This window comes from Duganella caerulea, assembly GCF_040362985.1.
In the GTDB taxonomy this organism is placed as follows: domain Bacteria; phylum Pseudomonadota; class Gammaproteobacteria; order Burkholderiales; family Burkholderiaceae_D; genus Rugamonas; species Rugamonas vulcania.
The window spans coordinates 82,953-96,862 of the sequence record NZ_BPWJ01000013.1; the positions used below are offsets into that span (position 1 = coordinate 82,953).

Consider the following 13,910-nt stretch of genomic DNA (forward strand, 5'->3'; position numbering starts at 1 on the left):
GTTTCGATGCAGCGCGCGGCTTACAGCTTGATGAAATGCTCGCGGTAGTATTTCAGCTCGTCGATCGACTCGATGATGTCGGCCATCGCGGTGTGCTTCTGATGCTTCTTGAAGCCGCCGACGATTTCCGGTTTCCAGCGCTTGCACAGCTCTTTGAGCGTCGACACGTCGATGTTCCGATAGTGGAAATACGCTTCCAGCTTGGGCATGTAGCGCACCATGAAGCGGCGGTCCTGGCCGATGGTGTTGCCGCACATCGGCGCCTTGCCCTTCGGCACCCACAGCTTCATGAACTTGATCAGTTCCTCTTCCGCCTGCGCCTCGGTGACGGTCGACGCCTTGACGCGGTCGATCAGGCCCGAGCGGCCGTGCGTGCCCTTGTTCCAGGCGTCCATCTTGTCCAGCGTCTCGTCGCTCTGGTGGATCGCGAACACCGGGCCCTCGGCCAGCACGTTCAGGTGCATGTCGGTGACCACCACGGCCACCTCGATGATGCGGTCGGTATCCGGCTCCAGGCCGGTCATTTCCATGTCCACCCAGACCAGGTTGAATTCGTTCTGGCGCGGGGTGATGGCCTCTGGTGCGGAACCTTCTGGCAAATCGTTAGCTTGTGACATAATTCTCTCTTGGCTTCATTAATCCGAATCCGCCATTTTCTCACAGGCATAGAATGTATTCACTCGCGTTTTCGATTTTGTTTGTATCTTTCATCATTTTGACGTTGATCGTGCGCTTCTGGCTCGCCTCGCGCCATATCCGCCATGTGCTGGCGCACCGCAACGCCGTGCCGGCCGAATTCGCCGAGAAAATCCCCCTGTCCGCCCACCAGAAGGCCGCCGACTACACCGTCGCCCGCACCAAGTTCGGCCTGGTCACCCTGCTGGTCAACACCCTGGTGCTGGTCGGCTTCACACTGCTGGGCGGCCTGCAATGGCTGTCGGTGGAAATCCTCAAGCTGACCGGCCCCGGCATGGTCTACCAGCTGGCGCTGCTGGCGGCGTTCGCCGCCGTGTCCGGCATCATCGACCTGCCGTTCGACTACTACAAGCAGTTCGGCCTGGAGCAGCGCTTCGGCTTCAACAAGATGACACCCGGCCTGTTCTTCGCCGATATGGTCAAGGGCCTGCTGCTGGGCGCGGCCATCGGCCTGCCGCTGGTGTGGGTCATGCTGACCCTGATGGAAAAATCCGGCAACCTGTGGTGGCTGTACGCCTGGCTGGTGTGGAGCGGCTTCCAGCTGCTGATGATGGTGCTGTTCCCGACCGTGATCGCGCCGCTGTTCAACAAGTTCACGCCGCTGGAAGACCAGTCGCTCAAGGCCCGCATCGAAGGCCTGATGAGCCGCGTCGGCTTCGCCTCCAAGGGCCTGTTCGTGATGGACGGCTCCAAGCGCAGCGCCCACGGCAACGCCTACTTCTCCGGCTTCGGCGCCAACAAGCGCATCGTGTTCTTCGACACCCTGCTCTCGCGCCTGCAGCCGCAGGAGATCGAGGCGGTGCTGGCGCACGAGCTGGGCCACTTCAAGCTCAAGCACATCATCAAGCGCATCAGCATGATGTTCGCGATCTCGCTGGCCTTCCTCGCGCTGCTGGGCTACCTGAAGAACCAGGTGTGGTTCTACACCGGCCTGGGCGTCGATCCGATGCCGGGCCAGGGCAACGACGCCATGGTGCTGCTGCTGTTCATGCTGGTGCTGCCGGTGTTCACCTTCCTGTTCGGCCCGCTGACCTCGATCAGCTCGCGCAAGCACGAGTTCGAAGCCGACGCCTTCGCCGCCCAGCACACCGACGCCCGCGACCTGGTCTCGGCGCTGGTCAAGATGTACGAGGACAACGCCTCCACCCTGACCCCGGACCCGCTGCACTCGGCCTTCTACGACTCGCACCCGCCGGCCAGCGTGCGCATCCGTCACCTGCACGCGGCGGCCGCATGATCGCCAGCCACGCCGACCTGTTGAACCGCCGCAGCCGCCCCGCCAAGGACGCGCTCGGCGCCGACGAGGCCGCGCGCCTGCTGGCGCTGCTGCCCGATTGGTCGCTGCAGGACGGCAAGCTGGTCCGCACCTTCGACTTCACCAACTACTATCGCACCATGGCCTTCGTCAACGCGCTGGCCTACCTGAGCCACGCCGAAGACCACCACCCGGAAATGACCGTGACTTACAAAACCTGCATCGTCCGCTACGACACCCACTCGGTCAACCAAGGCCGGGGCGGCCTGTCCGACAACGACTTCATCTGCGCGGCCAAGGCCGGCGCGCTGTACCAGACGGCGGCGGTCCAGCCATGAGCCAGCAAGCCAACCAGCAACTGACCGCCACCATCATCGCCGCCCACGGCCGCCACTACCTGGCCGAGGCGGACGGCGTCAAGCTGCAATGCGTCACGCGCGGCAAGAAGACCAACGTCGCGGTCGGCGACCAGGTCCGCATCACGCTGACCTCGCCCGACCAGGGCGTGATCGACAAGATCGAGGAACGCAAGACCCTGCTCTACCGCTCGGACCAGTACAAGTCCAAGCTGCTGGCCGCCAACCTGACGCAGCTGTTCATCGTGGTCGCCACCGAGCCCGGCTTCGCCGACGACCTCGTGTCGCGCTCGCTGGTGGCGGCTGAGGCGGCCGGCATCACCGCCCGCCTGATCCTCAACAAGACCGACGTCACCGAATCGCTGGAGCGCACCCGCGAGCGCCTGCAGCCGTACGCCTCGCTCGGCTACCCGGTGCACGAGGTCTCGGCCAAGGCGCGCCCCGAGGAAGCGCTGGCCGTGCTGAAGCCGCTGCTGGCTGGCCAGTCGTCGATCCTGATCGGCCAGTCCGGCATGGGCAAGTCCTCGCTGATCAACCTGCTGGTGCCGGACGCCGATATCGCCGTGCGCGAGATCTCCGCCGCGCTCGACACCGGCAAGCACACCACCACCTTCACCCGGCTGTACCAGCTGCCGGAACTGGGCGCCGGTTCGTCCATCATCGACTCGCCCGGCTTCCAGGAGTTCGGCCTGTACCACCTGAGCGAAGGCATGCTGGAGCGCGCCTTCGTGGACTTCGAGCCCTACCTGGGCCAGTGCAAGTTCTACAACTGCCGCCACCTGATCGAGCCGCAATGCGCGATCCTGGCCGCCGTCGCCGAAGGCAAGATCGCCAAAATGCGCCACACGCTGTACGGTCAACTGTTGCATGAGTCGTCGCAAACCCTATATTAAAAAAAACAATTGTCGTAGCACACGCACAATCTGCATTTGCGGACTATAATTCTCCAAGGCAATTATCTGCGGCCCGAGGACCCCGATGGACATGTACGCGGTCGACGACGAAGTAGCGCATTGGGAAGCGGCCCTGCAGCCGCTGCGGGGACCTGCGCGCCTGCCGGTGCTGGTGCCGCTGGCCTGGCACCTGCGCCAGCGCGACACCGCGCGCGCGGTCGCCCTGGCCGCCGAGGGCCGCCAGCTGCTGCCCGCCACCGCGCTGCCGCCGGACGACATGAGCCTCATCTCCGCCCGCCTGCAGCTGGTGCAGGCCGAAGCGGTGTGGCTGGCCGGTGAACTCGACGACGCCGGCGCCCTCGCCGCCGTATGCCATGAACAGCTCTCGCGCCTGGACGACCACGAAGGCCGCGCCGACGCCCACTGGCTGCGCGCCTGGATCGCCATCGACCGCGGCGACCACCGCACCGGCGACCACGAACTGGAACTGATGGCGGCCGCCGCCCGCGCATGCGGCGACGATCAGCGCGCCGACATCGCCGAAGCGGCCATCGCCCGCTGGGCCGTGCTGCAGGACCTGCGCTCGGCCGAACAGCGCTGGGGCCAGCGCTTCTCCACCGGCGAGGCGCCGCAGCATCCCGGCGTGGCGGCATGGGTGTACGACTTCTTCGGCCTCTCGGCCAGCCAGCACAGCGACCACGGCACCGCCGCGCGCCACTACATCCACTGCTATGAGACGGCGCTGGAGACGGGCCAGGTGCGCATGGCCATCATCGCCGCGATCAACATCGGCCTCAATTTCACCATCCTCAACGACCACCACTCGTCGCTGGAGTGGATGCAAAGCGCGCTTGATCTGGCGCGCCCCACCGGCTGGCCGCGCAGCATCGGCGCCTGCCTGATGCACACCGCCGAAACCATGCGCCGCCTGGGCCGCCTCGACGCCACCGAGGAGCTGCTGCACGAGGCGCTGCAGATCATGACGCCGCTGCCGGGCGCGCGCAGCTACGCGCACGCGCTGTCCTATCTGGGCGACCTGGCGCTCGACAAGGCCGACTACGACGGCGCGCTGGACGCCTTCCACCGCATGGCCGCGCGCGCCGACGCGCTGGGCCAGGCAGACTTCCAGTCGATCGCGCGGCGCGGCCAGGCGCACGCGCTGTGCTTCCTCGGCCGTCCGCAGGAGGCGCTGGAGATGGCCGAACGCGCGGTCGAACTGGCGGCCGAACAGGCCAACCGCGACAACCACGTGGCCGCGCTGCGCGTGCTGTCGGTGATCCACGAGCGCCACGCGCTGCCGCCGCCGCCCGGCATGACCGAGCAAAACGCCACGCTGCACTACCTGCACCAGGCGCTGGACGTGGCCTCCGCCATCGACGGCTACACCCTGCCCGGCGACCTGCACGACGCGCTGGGACGCGAGTACGCGCGGGTCGGCGACTACGCGGCGGCCTACCGCTCGGCGCAGGCGGCGGCCGCCGCGCGCCACAAGACCCACAGCCAGGAAGCCACCAGCCGCGCCATCGCGCTGCAGGTGCACCACCAGACCGAGCACGCCCGCGCCGAGGGCCAGCACCACCGCGAGCTGGCCGCCTCCGAGGCGCGCCGCGCCGAGGTGCTGCAGCAGACCAGCGACACGCTCGAGCGCCTGTCGGCCATTGGCCAGGAGATCACCACCCACCTCGACGCCGCCGCCGTGTTCCAGGCGCTGAACCGCCACGTCCAGGGCCTGCTGCCGGCGCACAGCTTCGCCATTTACCTGTGCGACGCCGGCGGCGCCACGGTCAGCCGCGCCTTCGGCATCGAGAACGGCCGCCCGCTGCCGACCAACACCATCGCCATCGACAACCCGCGCGCCAACGCGGCGCGCTGCGTGCGCGAACGGCGCGAGATCTACATCGAGGAGGCGGGGCCGGACGACATCTTCCTGGCGCCCGGCACCCAGCTGATGGTCAGCGCGCTGTACGTGCCGCTGGTGGTGGGCGAGCGCGCGCTGGGCGTGATGACGGTGCAGGCCATGCACGCGCGCGCCTACGGCGAACGCGAACGGCTGATCTTCCGCACGCTGTGCGCCTACGGCGCCATCGCGCTGGACAACGCCGAGGCCTACCGCCAGCTGAAGGACGCGCAAACGCAGCTGGTATCGCAGGAGAAGCTGGCGGCGCTGGGCTCCCTGATGGCCGGCGTGGCGCACGAATTGAATACGCCGATCGGCAACAGCCTGCTGATCGCCAGCACCTTGATCCAGAAAACCGAGGAGCTGGAAGCCCAGGTCAATGGCCCGGGCCTGCGCCGCTCCGAGCTGGCCGGCTACCTGGCCGACGCCCGCAAGGCGCACGAGCTGGTGATGCGCGGCCTGACCAGCGCGGCGGACCTGGTCAACAGTTTCAAGCAGGTGGCGGTCGACCGCACCACCGAGCAGCGCCGCGTGTTCAACCTTCAGCAGGTGTCGCACGAGGTGATCGCGACGATGATGAACCGCATCCGCGCCGCCAACCACCGCATCGAGATCGAGGTGCCGGAGCTGATCTCGATGGACAGCTATCCCGGCCCGCTCGGCCAGGTGATCGCAAATTTCATCAACAACGCGCTGCTGCACGCCTTCGCGCGCGAGCGCAGCGGCGGCATGTGGCTGCAGGCCTCCACGCCGGCCGAGGGCCGGGTGCTGATCACCTTCCGCGACAACGGCGGCGGCATCGCGCCGGAGCACATGTCGCGCATCTTCGATCCCTTCTTCACCACCAAGCTGGGTCAGGGTGGCAGCGGGCTGGGACTGTCGATCAGCTACAACATTGTCACTTCGCTACTGGGCGGCCAGATCACGGTCCACAGCTCGCGCGACGGCACCGCCTTCACGCTCGACCTGCCGCTGACGGCGCCCGAACACCAGACCCCCGCCACCACGCAGATCTACACCTAGCAACCGCAGCGCCGCGTAGCCTGTATAGACAGGAGAATCTGCGGCAATCCGCCCTATCCGCCGAATTGCCTTTATAATTGTCCGGCTAAGCCGGCCAGGCACACCGCCCCACGCCCGCACATCTGTCAGTCGTTACTATGCCTATCCAAAAACCGATCAAGCATTACCTGCAGTTTTCTGATTTTTCGTTAGCCGAATACGAATACGTGATTGAACGCGCGCACCTGATCAAGCGAAAATTCAAGAACTACGAAATCTACCACCCGCTGATTGACCGCACGCTGGTCATGGTGTTCGAGAAGAACTCCACCCGCACCCGCCTCTCCTTCGAGGCCGGCATGCACCAGCTGGGCGGCGCGGCGATCTACCTGAACACCCGCGATTCGCAGCTGGGCCGTGGCGAACCGGTGGAAGACGCCGGCCAGGTGATGAGCCGCATGTGCGACATCATCATGGTGCGCACCTTCGGCCAGGACATCATCGAGCGTTTCGCCGCCAACTCGCGCGTGCCGGTGATTAATGGCCTGACCAACGAACACCATCCATGCCAGGTGTTCGCCGACATCTTCACCTACTACGAACACCGTGGCCCGATCACCGGCAAGACCGTGGCCTGGGTGGGCGACGCCAACAACATGCTGTACTCCTGGCTGCAGGCGGCCGAGGTGTTCGGCTTCCACGTCAACGTGTCCACACCCAAGGGCTACGACATGGACATGTCGCTGGTTTCGACCGACCGCTACACCTTCTTCGACAACCCGTCCGATGCCTGCGAAGGCGCGCACCTGGTCAACACCGACGTCTGGACCAGCATGGGCTACGAAGAGGAAAACGCCGCCCGCCTGAAGGCCTTCGACGGCTGGATCGTCGACAGCGCCAAGATGGCGCGCGCCGCGCCGGACGCGCTGTTCATGCACTGCCTGCCCGCCCACCGCGGCGAGGAAGTCTCGGCGGAAGTCATCGACGGACCGCAATCGGTGGTCTGGGACGAGGCGGAGAACCGCCTGCACGTACAGAAGGCGCTGATCGAGTACCTGCTGATCGGCCGCGTCGACACCAACAACTAAACACTACCCACCAATTGGAACTAGCATGAGCGATATTAAAAAAGTAGTCCTCGCCTACTCGGGCGGCCTCGATACCTCCGTCATCCTCAAATGGCTGCAAGATAACTACCAGTGCGAAATCGTCACCTTCACCGCTGACCTGGGCCAGGGCGAAGAACTGGAACCGGCGCGCGCAAAAGCGATCAAGTTCGGCATCAAGCCTGAGAACATCTACATCGACGACGTGCGCGAAGAATTCGTGCGCGACTTCGTCTTCCCCATGTTCCGCGCCAATACCGTGTACGAAGGCGAATACCTGCTGGGCACCTCGATCGCGCGTCCGCTGATCGCCAAGCGCCTGATCGAGATCGCCAACGCCACCGGCGCCGACGCCATCTCGCACGGCGCCACCGGCAAGGGCAACGACCAGGTGCGCTTCGAACTGGGCGCCTACGCGCTGAAGCCAGGCGTGAAGATCATCGCCCCATGGCGCGAGTGGGACCTGCTGTCGCGCGAAAAACTGCTGAAGTACGCGGAAGACGCCGGCATCGAAATCGACATGAAGCACAAGAACGGCGGCGCGCCCTACTCGATGGACGCCAACCTGCTGCACATCTCCTTCGAAGGCCGCCACCTGGAAAACCCGAGTGCCGAAGCCGAGGAAACCATGTGGCGCTGGAGCGTCAGCCCAGAAGCGGCGCCGGACCAAGCGGAATACCTGGACATCGAATACGAGAAAGGCGACATCGTCGCCCTGAACGGCGTGCGCATGTCGCCAGCCACCGTGCTGACCGAACTGAATCGCCTGGGCGGCAAGCATGGCATCGGCCGCCTGGACCTGGTGGAAAACCGCTACGTCGGCATGAAGTCGCGCGGCTGCTACGAAACCCCTGGCGGCACCATCATGCTCAAGGCGCACCGCGCTATCGAGTCGATCACGCTGGACCGCGAAGTGGCCCACCTGAAGGACGACCTGATGCCACGCTACGCCTCGATGATCTACAACGGCTACTGGTGGGCGCCGGAGCGCGTCGCCATCCAGACGCTGATCGACCACACCCAGGCCACCGTAAACGGCTGGGTGCGCGTGAAGCTCTACAAGGGCAACGTGATCGTCGTCTCGCGCGATTCGAAGACCGACTCCCTGTTTGATATGAACATCGCCACCTTCGACGAAGACGGCGGCGCCTACAACCAGGCCGACGCCGGAGGCTTCATCAAGTTGAACGCGCTGCGCATGCGCATCGCCGCCAACGCGCGCCTGAAACGCGGCCAATAAGCCGGACATCGGCAGCAAACGAGGGACCGCCGATTGGCGGTCCTTTTTTTTGTCCTCCACAATCGGCGGCAAAATGTTACATTGTTTCCACCACCCAGCCCCAGTGGAGCATCCATGCTAAAGAACGTCCGTATCAAATCAAAACTCGCCATCGGTTTCGGCGCCGTCGTCGCCACCATCCTGGTGCTGCTGGCCATGGCCTATCTCAACTTCAGCAAGCTGTCCGAGGCCCGCCAGTGGGACCGGCACACGCTGGAAGTGCTGCACGAAGCCGACCGCACCTCGATCGCCGTGCTGGAACTGCAATCGGCCGAGCGAGGCTTTGTGCTCAGCGGCGACGAGAAGCTGCTTGCCGGCGGCACCGAGGCCGAAGCCGCGCTGGAGCAACGTATGCAACGGCTGCTGACACTCACCGCGGACAACCCCGTCCAGCAGGAACGCCTGCGCCGGCTGCACACCATGGTCAACGAATGGCTCGCTCAGGTCTACCATCCGCTGCTGGACAAGCGCCGCGCGCTGGGCCAGAACGTCAGCGCGGCCGACCAGCTGGGCCACGGCGCCGAGCTGCGCGCCGGCGCGCGCGACGTCGGCGCCATCCGCGCCCTGATCGACGAAGCCGCCGCCGACGAAACCCGCCTGCTCGATGGGCGCACGCGCACCTCGCAAAGCCTGCAGCAGACCATGTCGCTGGTGCTGATCCTGGGCGGCAGCTTGTGCGTGGCGCTGGCCATCGTCATCGGCCTGGTGCTGGCGGGCGCGCTGCTGGCGCCATTGAACAACCTGACCCACGCGCTGGGCCGCATCGCCGCCGGCGAACAGTCGGCGCGCGCGGCGGTGCTGTCGGGCGATGAAATGGGCCAGGTCACGGGGGAATTCAACCGCATGGCGCAGGCCATCCAGGACAGCCAGGCCAGCGAACTGGCGGCCACCAACCTGCTCAAGTCCAAGGTCGACTCGCTGCTCCGCGTGGTCTCCAGGGCCGCCGCCGGCGACCTGACAGGCAAGATCGACGTGGCCGGCGGCGACGCCATCGGCCAGCTGGCGCATGGCCTGGACCGCATGTTCGAGAACCTGCGCGCCCTGCTCAACAACGTGCAGAAGGCCGGCATCCAGGTCACCACCTCGGCCACCGAGATCGCCGCCTCGGCCAAGCAGCAGGAGGCCACCGGCATCGAGCACGCCCAGACCAGCGCCGAGGTGCTCGCCACCACCAAGGAAATCTCGGCCAGCACTTCGCAGCTGTTGAAAACCATGGAGGACGCCACCGCGGTGGCCGACTACACCACCACCGCCACCGCCGACGCCCAGACCAACCTGCGCCGCATGGACAGCACCATGCAGCACATGGTCTCGGCCACCGATTCGATCAACGCCAAGCTGGCGGCGTTGTCGGAGAAAGCCTCCAACATCAACAGCGTCCTGGTCACCATCACCAAGGTGGCCGACCAGACCAACATCCTCTCGCTCAACGCCGCCATCGAGGCCGAGAAGGCCGGCGAGGCGGGACGCGGCTTCTCGGTGGTGGCCACAGAAATCCGCCGCCTGGCCGACCAGACCTCGGTCTCCACCTGGGACATCGAACAGATGCTCAAGGAGATGCAGTCGGCGGTGTCGGCCAGCGTGATGGGCATGGACAAATTCTCGGAAGAGATACGCCGCAGCGTCGGCGAGGTGCGCCAGGTGACGGACCAGCTGTCCGGCGTGATGGACCAGGTGCAGAAACTGGCGCCGCAGTTCGACGTGGTGCTGCAGGGGATGCAGTCGCAGGCGGTGGGCGCGCAGCAGATTTCCGAAACCATGATGCAGCTGAACGACGCCACCCGGCAGACGGTGGAATCGCTCAAGGCCACCAGCGAAGCGGTGCACCAGCTGCAGTATGCGGCGGGCGATCTGCAGACCAGCGTCGCCAACTTTGCGGTCACGGCTTGAAGCGTGGGACAATGCCGCATCGAAGGCGGCTCATGGAGAAAAAATGTTGAACGACTTGAGCATCAAGCAGAAGCTGTACCTGGGGTTCAGCGCCATCCTCGCCATCATCCTGGCGCTGCTGTCGATGGCCTACATCAAATTCAACAGCCTGTCCGACGCCAACGCGTTGGACCGGCACTCGATGGAAGTGATACAGTCGATCGACAAGATGCGCAACGACCTGCTGCAAGTGCAGGTCGAGGCACGCGGCTACTACCTGAGCGGCACCCCGGCGCGCCTCGAAAACACCCACAAGGAATTGCGCGACCTGCCCGGCTCCCTGCAAGCCATGCAAAAGCTGGTGGCCGATAGCCCCAACCAGGCCACCCGCTTCAAGGAGCTGGAAGCCATGATCGCCACCTGGACGCGCGACGTCATCGAATCGCAGTTGGCCATGCGCCAGCAGCTGGGCGACAAGCCGGGAGCGGCCGACGCGATGGGGCACAACGCGCAGCAGAGCGGCGGCAATGTCGCCGTCCACGGTATCTACAAACTGCTGGACAGCGCCGCCGCCGAGGAGCGCCGCCTGCTGGCCGAACGCTCCGAGGCCGCGGCCCGGCTGCAGGAGACCATGCGCCTGGTGCTGAGCGGCGGCGGCCTGGCCTGCGTGGCGCTGTCGGCGCTGATCGCCTGGGCGCTGGGACGCGCGCTGCTGGCGCCATTGAACAACCTGACCCACGCGGTGGGGCGCCTCGCCGCCGGCGAACAGTCGGCGCGGGCGGCGGAGGGCAACGCCGATGAACTGGGCCGAGTGGCGACGGAGTTCAACCGCATGGCGCAGTCCATCCAGGACAGCCAGGCCAACGAACTAGCGGCCACCAACCTGCTCAAGTCCAAGGTCGACTCGCTGCTCGGCGTGGTCTCCAAGGCCGCCTCCGGCGACCTGACCGGCAAGATCGAGGTGACCGGCGACGACGCCATCGGCCAGCTGGCGCATGGCCTGGACCGCATGTTCGAGAACCTGCGCGCCCTGCTCAACAACGTGCAGAAGGCCGGCATCCAGGTCACCACCTCGGCCACCGAGATCGCCGCCTCGGCCAGGCAGCAGGAGGCCACCGGCATCGAGCAGGCGCAGACCAGCGTCGAGATCCTCAGCACCACCAAGGAAATCTCCGCCAACACCTCGCAGCTGTTGAAGACCATGGAGGACGCCACCGCGGTGGCCGACTACACCACCACCGCCACCGCCGACGCCCAAACCAACCTGCGCCGCATGGACAGCACCATGCAGCACATGGTCTCGGCCACCGATTCGATCAACGCCAAGCTGGCGGCGTTGTCGGAGAAAGCCTCCAACATCAACAGTGTTTTGATCACCATCACCAAGGTGGCCGACCAGACCAACATCCTCTCGCTCAACGCCGCCATCGAGGCCGAGAAGGCCGGCGAGGCGGGACGCGGCTTCTCCGTGGTGGCCACCGAAATCCGCCGGCTGGCCGACCAGACCTCGGTCTCCACCTGGGACATCGAGCAGATGCTCAAGGAGATGCAGTCGGCGGTGTCGGCCAGCGTCATGGGCATGGACAAATTCTCGGAAGAGATACGCCGCAGCGTCGGCGAGGTGCGCCAGGTGACGGACCAGCTGTCCGGCGTGATGGACCAGGTGCAGAAACTGGCGCCGCAATTCGACGCGGTGCTGCAGGGGATGCAGTCGCAGGCGGTGGGCGCACAGCAGATTTCCGAAACCATGATGCAGCTGAACGACTCCACCCAGCAGACGGTGGAATCGCTCAAGGCCACCAGCGAAGCGGTGCACCAGCTGCAGTACGCGGCGGGCGACCTGCAGACCAGCGTCGCCAACTTCGCCGTCGCGGCCTGACCGGAGCGGGCGATGAAGCTGCTGATCTTCCACATCGGCGCCGACCGCTACGGCCTGCGCCTGCGCGACGTGGTGCGCGTGCTGCCCCTGCTGGAACTCAAGCACCTGCCGCTGGCGCCTGACACCGTCGCCGGCCTGATGGACTTCCACGGCGAGTCGGTGCCGGTGATCGACTTGTGCCGCGCCAGCGGGCTGCCAAGCGGCGCCGATCATTTCGACACCCGCATCATCGTGGTGACCTACCACGCGCCGGAAGGCACGGACCATCTGCTTGGCCTGCGCGCGGAGCGCGTGCTGGGCGTGCAGGAAGTGGCCGAAACGCAGCTGGGCGCCAGCGGCGTGCAGGCCGCGCCCTTCCTCGGCGAGGTCGCCAGCGACCCGGGCGGCATGCTGCAACTGGTGGAACTTGAACACCTGCTGCCCGCGTCGCTGCGCGCGATGCTGTTCCAGCCATGACGCCCGCCCAATCCATGCTGCACGAGGCCACCGGCTTGACGCTGTCCAGGTCCACGGTCGAACGCGCGATCAAGCTCCGCATGGAGCGGACCGCCGCCGCCAACCAGGACGTCTACCTCGACCGCATGACGCCGGACGAGCTGACCGCGCTGGTGGAACTGGTGGTGGTGCCGGAGTCCTGGTTCTACCGCGATCCGCAAGCCTTCCAGGCCGCCGCAGAATTCGCCCGGGCGCGCCTGGCCGGCGATGCCAACCGCATGGTGCGCATCCTGTCCATCCCCTGCGCCGGCGGCGAGGAGCCATACACGATGGCGATGGTGCTGGCCGACGCCGGCGTGCGGCGCGACGGCTACATCATCGACGCCTACGACATCAGCCCCGCTTGCGTGGAGCGCGCCAAGAGCGGCGTGTATAGCCGCAACGCCTTCCGCAGCCAGGACCTGGCCTTCCGCGACCGCCACTTCATCGCCGACGGCGACGACTACCGCATCAACGACACCTTGCGCCAGCAGGTGCGCTTCAAGCAAGGCAACCTGCTGGAGTTCGACCTCCTGACGCGGACGGGCCATTACGACGTGATCTTCTGCCGCAACCTGCTGATCTACTTCGATAAGCCGACCACCAGGACAGCCATCGCCAAGCTTGAGGCGCTGCTGGCCGATCACGGCCTGCTGTTCGCCGGCTACGCCGAAGTGCCGTCGTTCTGCCAGCACGGCTTTACCCCGTACCCGTATCCGCAGGCGTTCGGCTTGAAGAAGGAAGCTGCGCGGCCGGCACCCGCCATCCAGGCGGTTCCCAAGACGGCTCCGCGCACCGTACGCCGCCCGGCTCCGCAGGCGCCCAATCAGCCGGCGCGGCTCGCGCCCCTGCCGGTGCCGGCGCCCGCCGCCGTCGCGATGGACACCAACCTGCTGGCCGAAGCCCGCAAGCTGGCCGACCTGGGACAATTGAAGGAAGCCGAAAACAAAAGCCGCGACCATCTGGCGCAAACGCCCGATTCGGCGGAGGCGTATTTCATCCTCGGCCTGGTCAACGAACTGACGGACAAGCGCAAGCTCGCCGAGGACTACTGGAAGCGCTGCATCTACCTGCAACCGGACCACTACGAAGCGCTGTGCCACCTGGCCCTGCTGGCCGAGACCAACAACGATCCCGGAGCCGCTGCCGCGCTCAAGGCCCGCGCCGCGCGCGTCTACAAACGCCAGCAAGGATCATAAGGGCG

Annotated in this window: 11 protein-coding genes; 10 read left to right on the top strand and 1 reads right to left on the bottom strand. The window is 66.0% G+C overall.

The window, feature by feature from the left end; all coding sequences use genetic code 11:
* Window positions 1-20: 20 nt before the first annotated feature.
* Entirely contained in the window at window positions 21-617 is a 597-nt protein-coding gene (gene orn, locus ACUJB0_RS28490; RefSeq protein WP_175048022.1) for an oligoribonuclease, read from the bottom strand.
* Window positions 618-670: 53 nt separating this feature from the next.
* On the opposite strand from orn, the gene ACUJB0_RS28495 reads away from it, so the two are divergent.
* The 10 genes from ACUJB0_RS28495 to ACUJB0_RS28540 all read left to right on the top strand — a co-directional run bounded on the left by ACUJB0_RS28495 (window position 671) and on the right by ACUJB0_RS28540 (window position 13,905).
* Complete coding sequence (locus ACUJB0_RS28495; RefSeq protein WP_161083149.1) at window positions 671-1,933, top strand: M48 family metallopeptidase; 1,263 nt, start codon at window positions 671-673, stop codon at window positions 1,931-1,933.
* Window positions 1,930-2,289, top strand: coding sequence for a 4a-hydroxytetrahydrobiopterin dehydratase (locus ACUJB0_RS28500; protein ID WP_444848197.1), 360 nt, complete (start codon window positions 1,930-1,932; stop codon window positions 2,287-2,289). Before ACUJB0_RS28495 ends, ACUJB0_RS28500 begins: the two co-directional genes overlap by 4 nt.
* A complete protein-coding gene (gene rsgA, locus ACUJB0_RS28505) occupies window positions 2,286-3,200 on the top strand; it encodes a ribosome small subunit-dependent GTPase A (RefSeq protein WP_444848198.1) in 915 nt (304 codons plus the stop codon). The genes ACUJB0_RS28500 and rsgA overlap by 4 nt, the downstream gene beginning before the upstream one ends.
* Before the next feature lie 85 nt (window positions 3,201-3,285).
* Window positions 3,286-6,120 carry an ATP-binding protein gene (locus ACUJB0_RS28510; RefSeq protein WP_444848199.1) on the top strand — a complete coding sequence of 945 codons (2,835 nt, stop codon included), beginning with the start codon at window positions 3,286-3,288 and terminating at the stop codon, window positions 6,118-6,120.
* 137 nt (window positions 6,121-6,257) lie between these two features.
* Entirely contained in the window at window positions 6,258-7,187 is a 930-nt protein-coding gene (gene argF / locus ACUJB0_RS28515) for an ornithine carbamoyltransferase (protein ID WP_444848200.1), read from the top strand.
* 25 nt (window positions 7,188-7,212) lie between these two features.
* The gene (locus ACUJB0_RS28520; RefSeq protein WP_117015304.1) at window positions 7,213-8,445 is read left to right on the top strand and encodes an argininosuccinate synthase; all 1,233 of its coding nucleotides are present in this window, start codon (window positions 7,213-7,215) and stop codon (window positions 8,443-8,445) included.
* A 114-nt stretch (window positions 8,446-8,559) separates the two neighbouring features.
* The gene (locus ACUJB0_RS28525; RefSeq protein ID WP_444848201.1) at window positions 8,560-10,374 is read left to right on the top strand and encodes a methyl-accepting chemotaxis protein; all 1,815 of its coding nucleotides are present in this window, start codon (window positions 8,560-8,562) and stop codon (window positions 10,372-10,374) included.
* Window positions 10,375-10,417: 43 nt separating this feature from the next.
* Window positions 10,418-12,232 carry a HAMP domain-containing methyl-accepting chemotaxis protein gene (locus ACUJB0_RS28530; protein ID WP_444848202.1) on the top strand — a complete coding sequence of 605 codons (1,815 nt, stop codon included), beginning with the start codon at window positions 10,418-10,420 and terminating at the stop codon, window positions 12,230-12,232.
* A gap of 12 nt (window positions 12,233-12,244) precedes the next feature.
* Window positions 12,245-12,688 carry a chemotaxis protein CheW gene (locus ACUJB0_RS28535; RefSeq protein WP_444848203.1) on the top strand — a complete coding sequence of 148 codons (444 nt, stop codon included), beginning with the start codon at window positions 12,245-12,247 and terminating at the stop codon, window positions 12,686-12,688.
* On the top strand, window positions 12,685-13,905 hold the full coding sequence (locus ACUJB0_RS28540) for a CheR family methyltransferase (RefSeq protein ID WP_444848204.1): 1,221 nt from the start codon (window positions 12,685-12,687) through the stop codon (window positions 13,903-13,905). Before ACUJB0_RS28535 ends, ACUJB0_RS28540 begins: the two co-directional genes overlap by 4 nt.
* Window positions 13,906-13,910: the final 5 nt, after the last annotated feature.

Excerpts from the sequence above, each read along its gene's own strand:
- rsgA (WP_444848198.1), top strand. The coding sequence starts at position 2,286 with ATGAGCCAGCAAGCCAACCAGCAACTGACCGCCACCATCATCGCCGCC.
- orn (WP_175048022.1), bottom strand. The coding sequence starts at position 617 with ATGTCACAAGCTAACGATTTGCCAGAAGGTTCCGCACCAGAGGCCATC.
- argF (WP_444848200.1), top strand. The coding sequence starts at position 6,258 with ATGCCTATCCAAAAACCGATCAAGCATTACCTGCAGTTTTCTGATTTT.
- ACUJB0_RS28530 (WP_444848202.1), top strand. The coding sequence starts at position 10,418 with ATGTTGAACGACTTGAGCATCAAGCAGAAGCTGTACCTGGGGTTCAGC.
- ACUJB0_RS28535 (WP_444848203.1), top strand. The coding sequence starts at position 12,245 with ATGAAGCTGCTGATCTTCCACATCGGCGCCGACCGCTACGGCCTGCGC.
- ACUJB0_RS28520 (WP_117015304.1), top strand. The coding sequence starts at position 7,213 with ATGAGCGATATTAAAAAAGTAGTCCTCGCCTACTCGGGCGGCCTCGAT.
- ACUJB0_RS28525 (WP_444848201.1), top strand. The coding sequence starts at position 8,560 with ATGCTAAAGAACGTCCGTATCAAATCAAAACTCGCCATCGGTTTCGGC.
- ACUJB0_RS28540 (WP_444848204.1), top strand. The coding sequence starts at position 12,685 with ATGACGCCCGCCCAATCCATGCTGCACGAGGCCACCGGCTTGACGCTG.
- ACUJB0_RS28495 (WP_161083149.1), top strand. The coding sequence starts at position 671 with ATGTATTCACTCGCGTTTTCGATTTTGTTTGTATCTTTCATCATTTTG.
- ACUJB0_RS28500 (WP_444848197.1), top strand. The coding sequence starts at position 1,930 with ATGATCGCCAGCCACGCCGACCTGTTGAACCGCCGCAGCCGCCCCGCC.
- ACUJB0_RS28510 (WP_444848199.1), top strand. The coding sequence starts at position 3,286 with ATGGACATGTACGCGGTCGACGACGAAGTAGCGCATTGGGAAGCGGCC.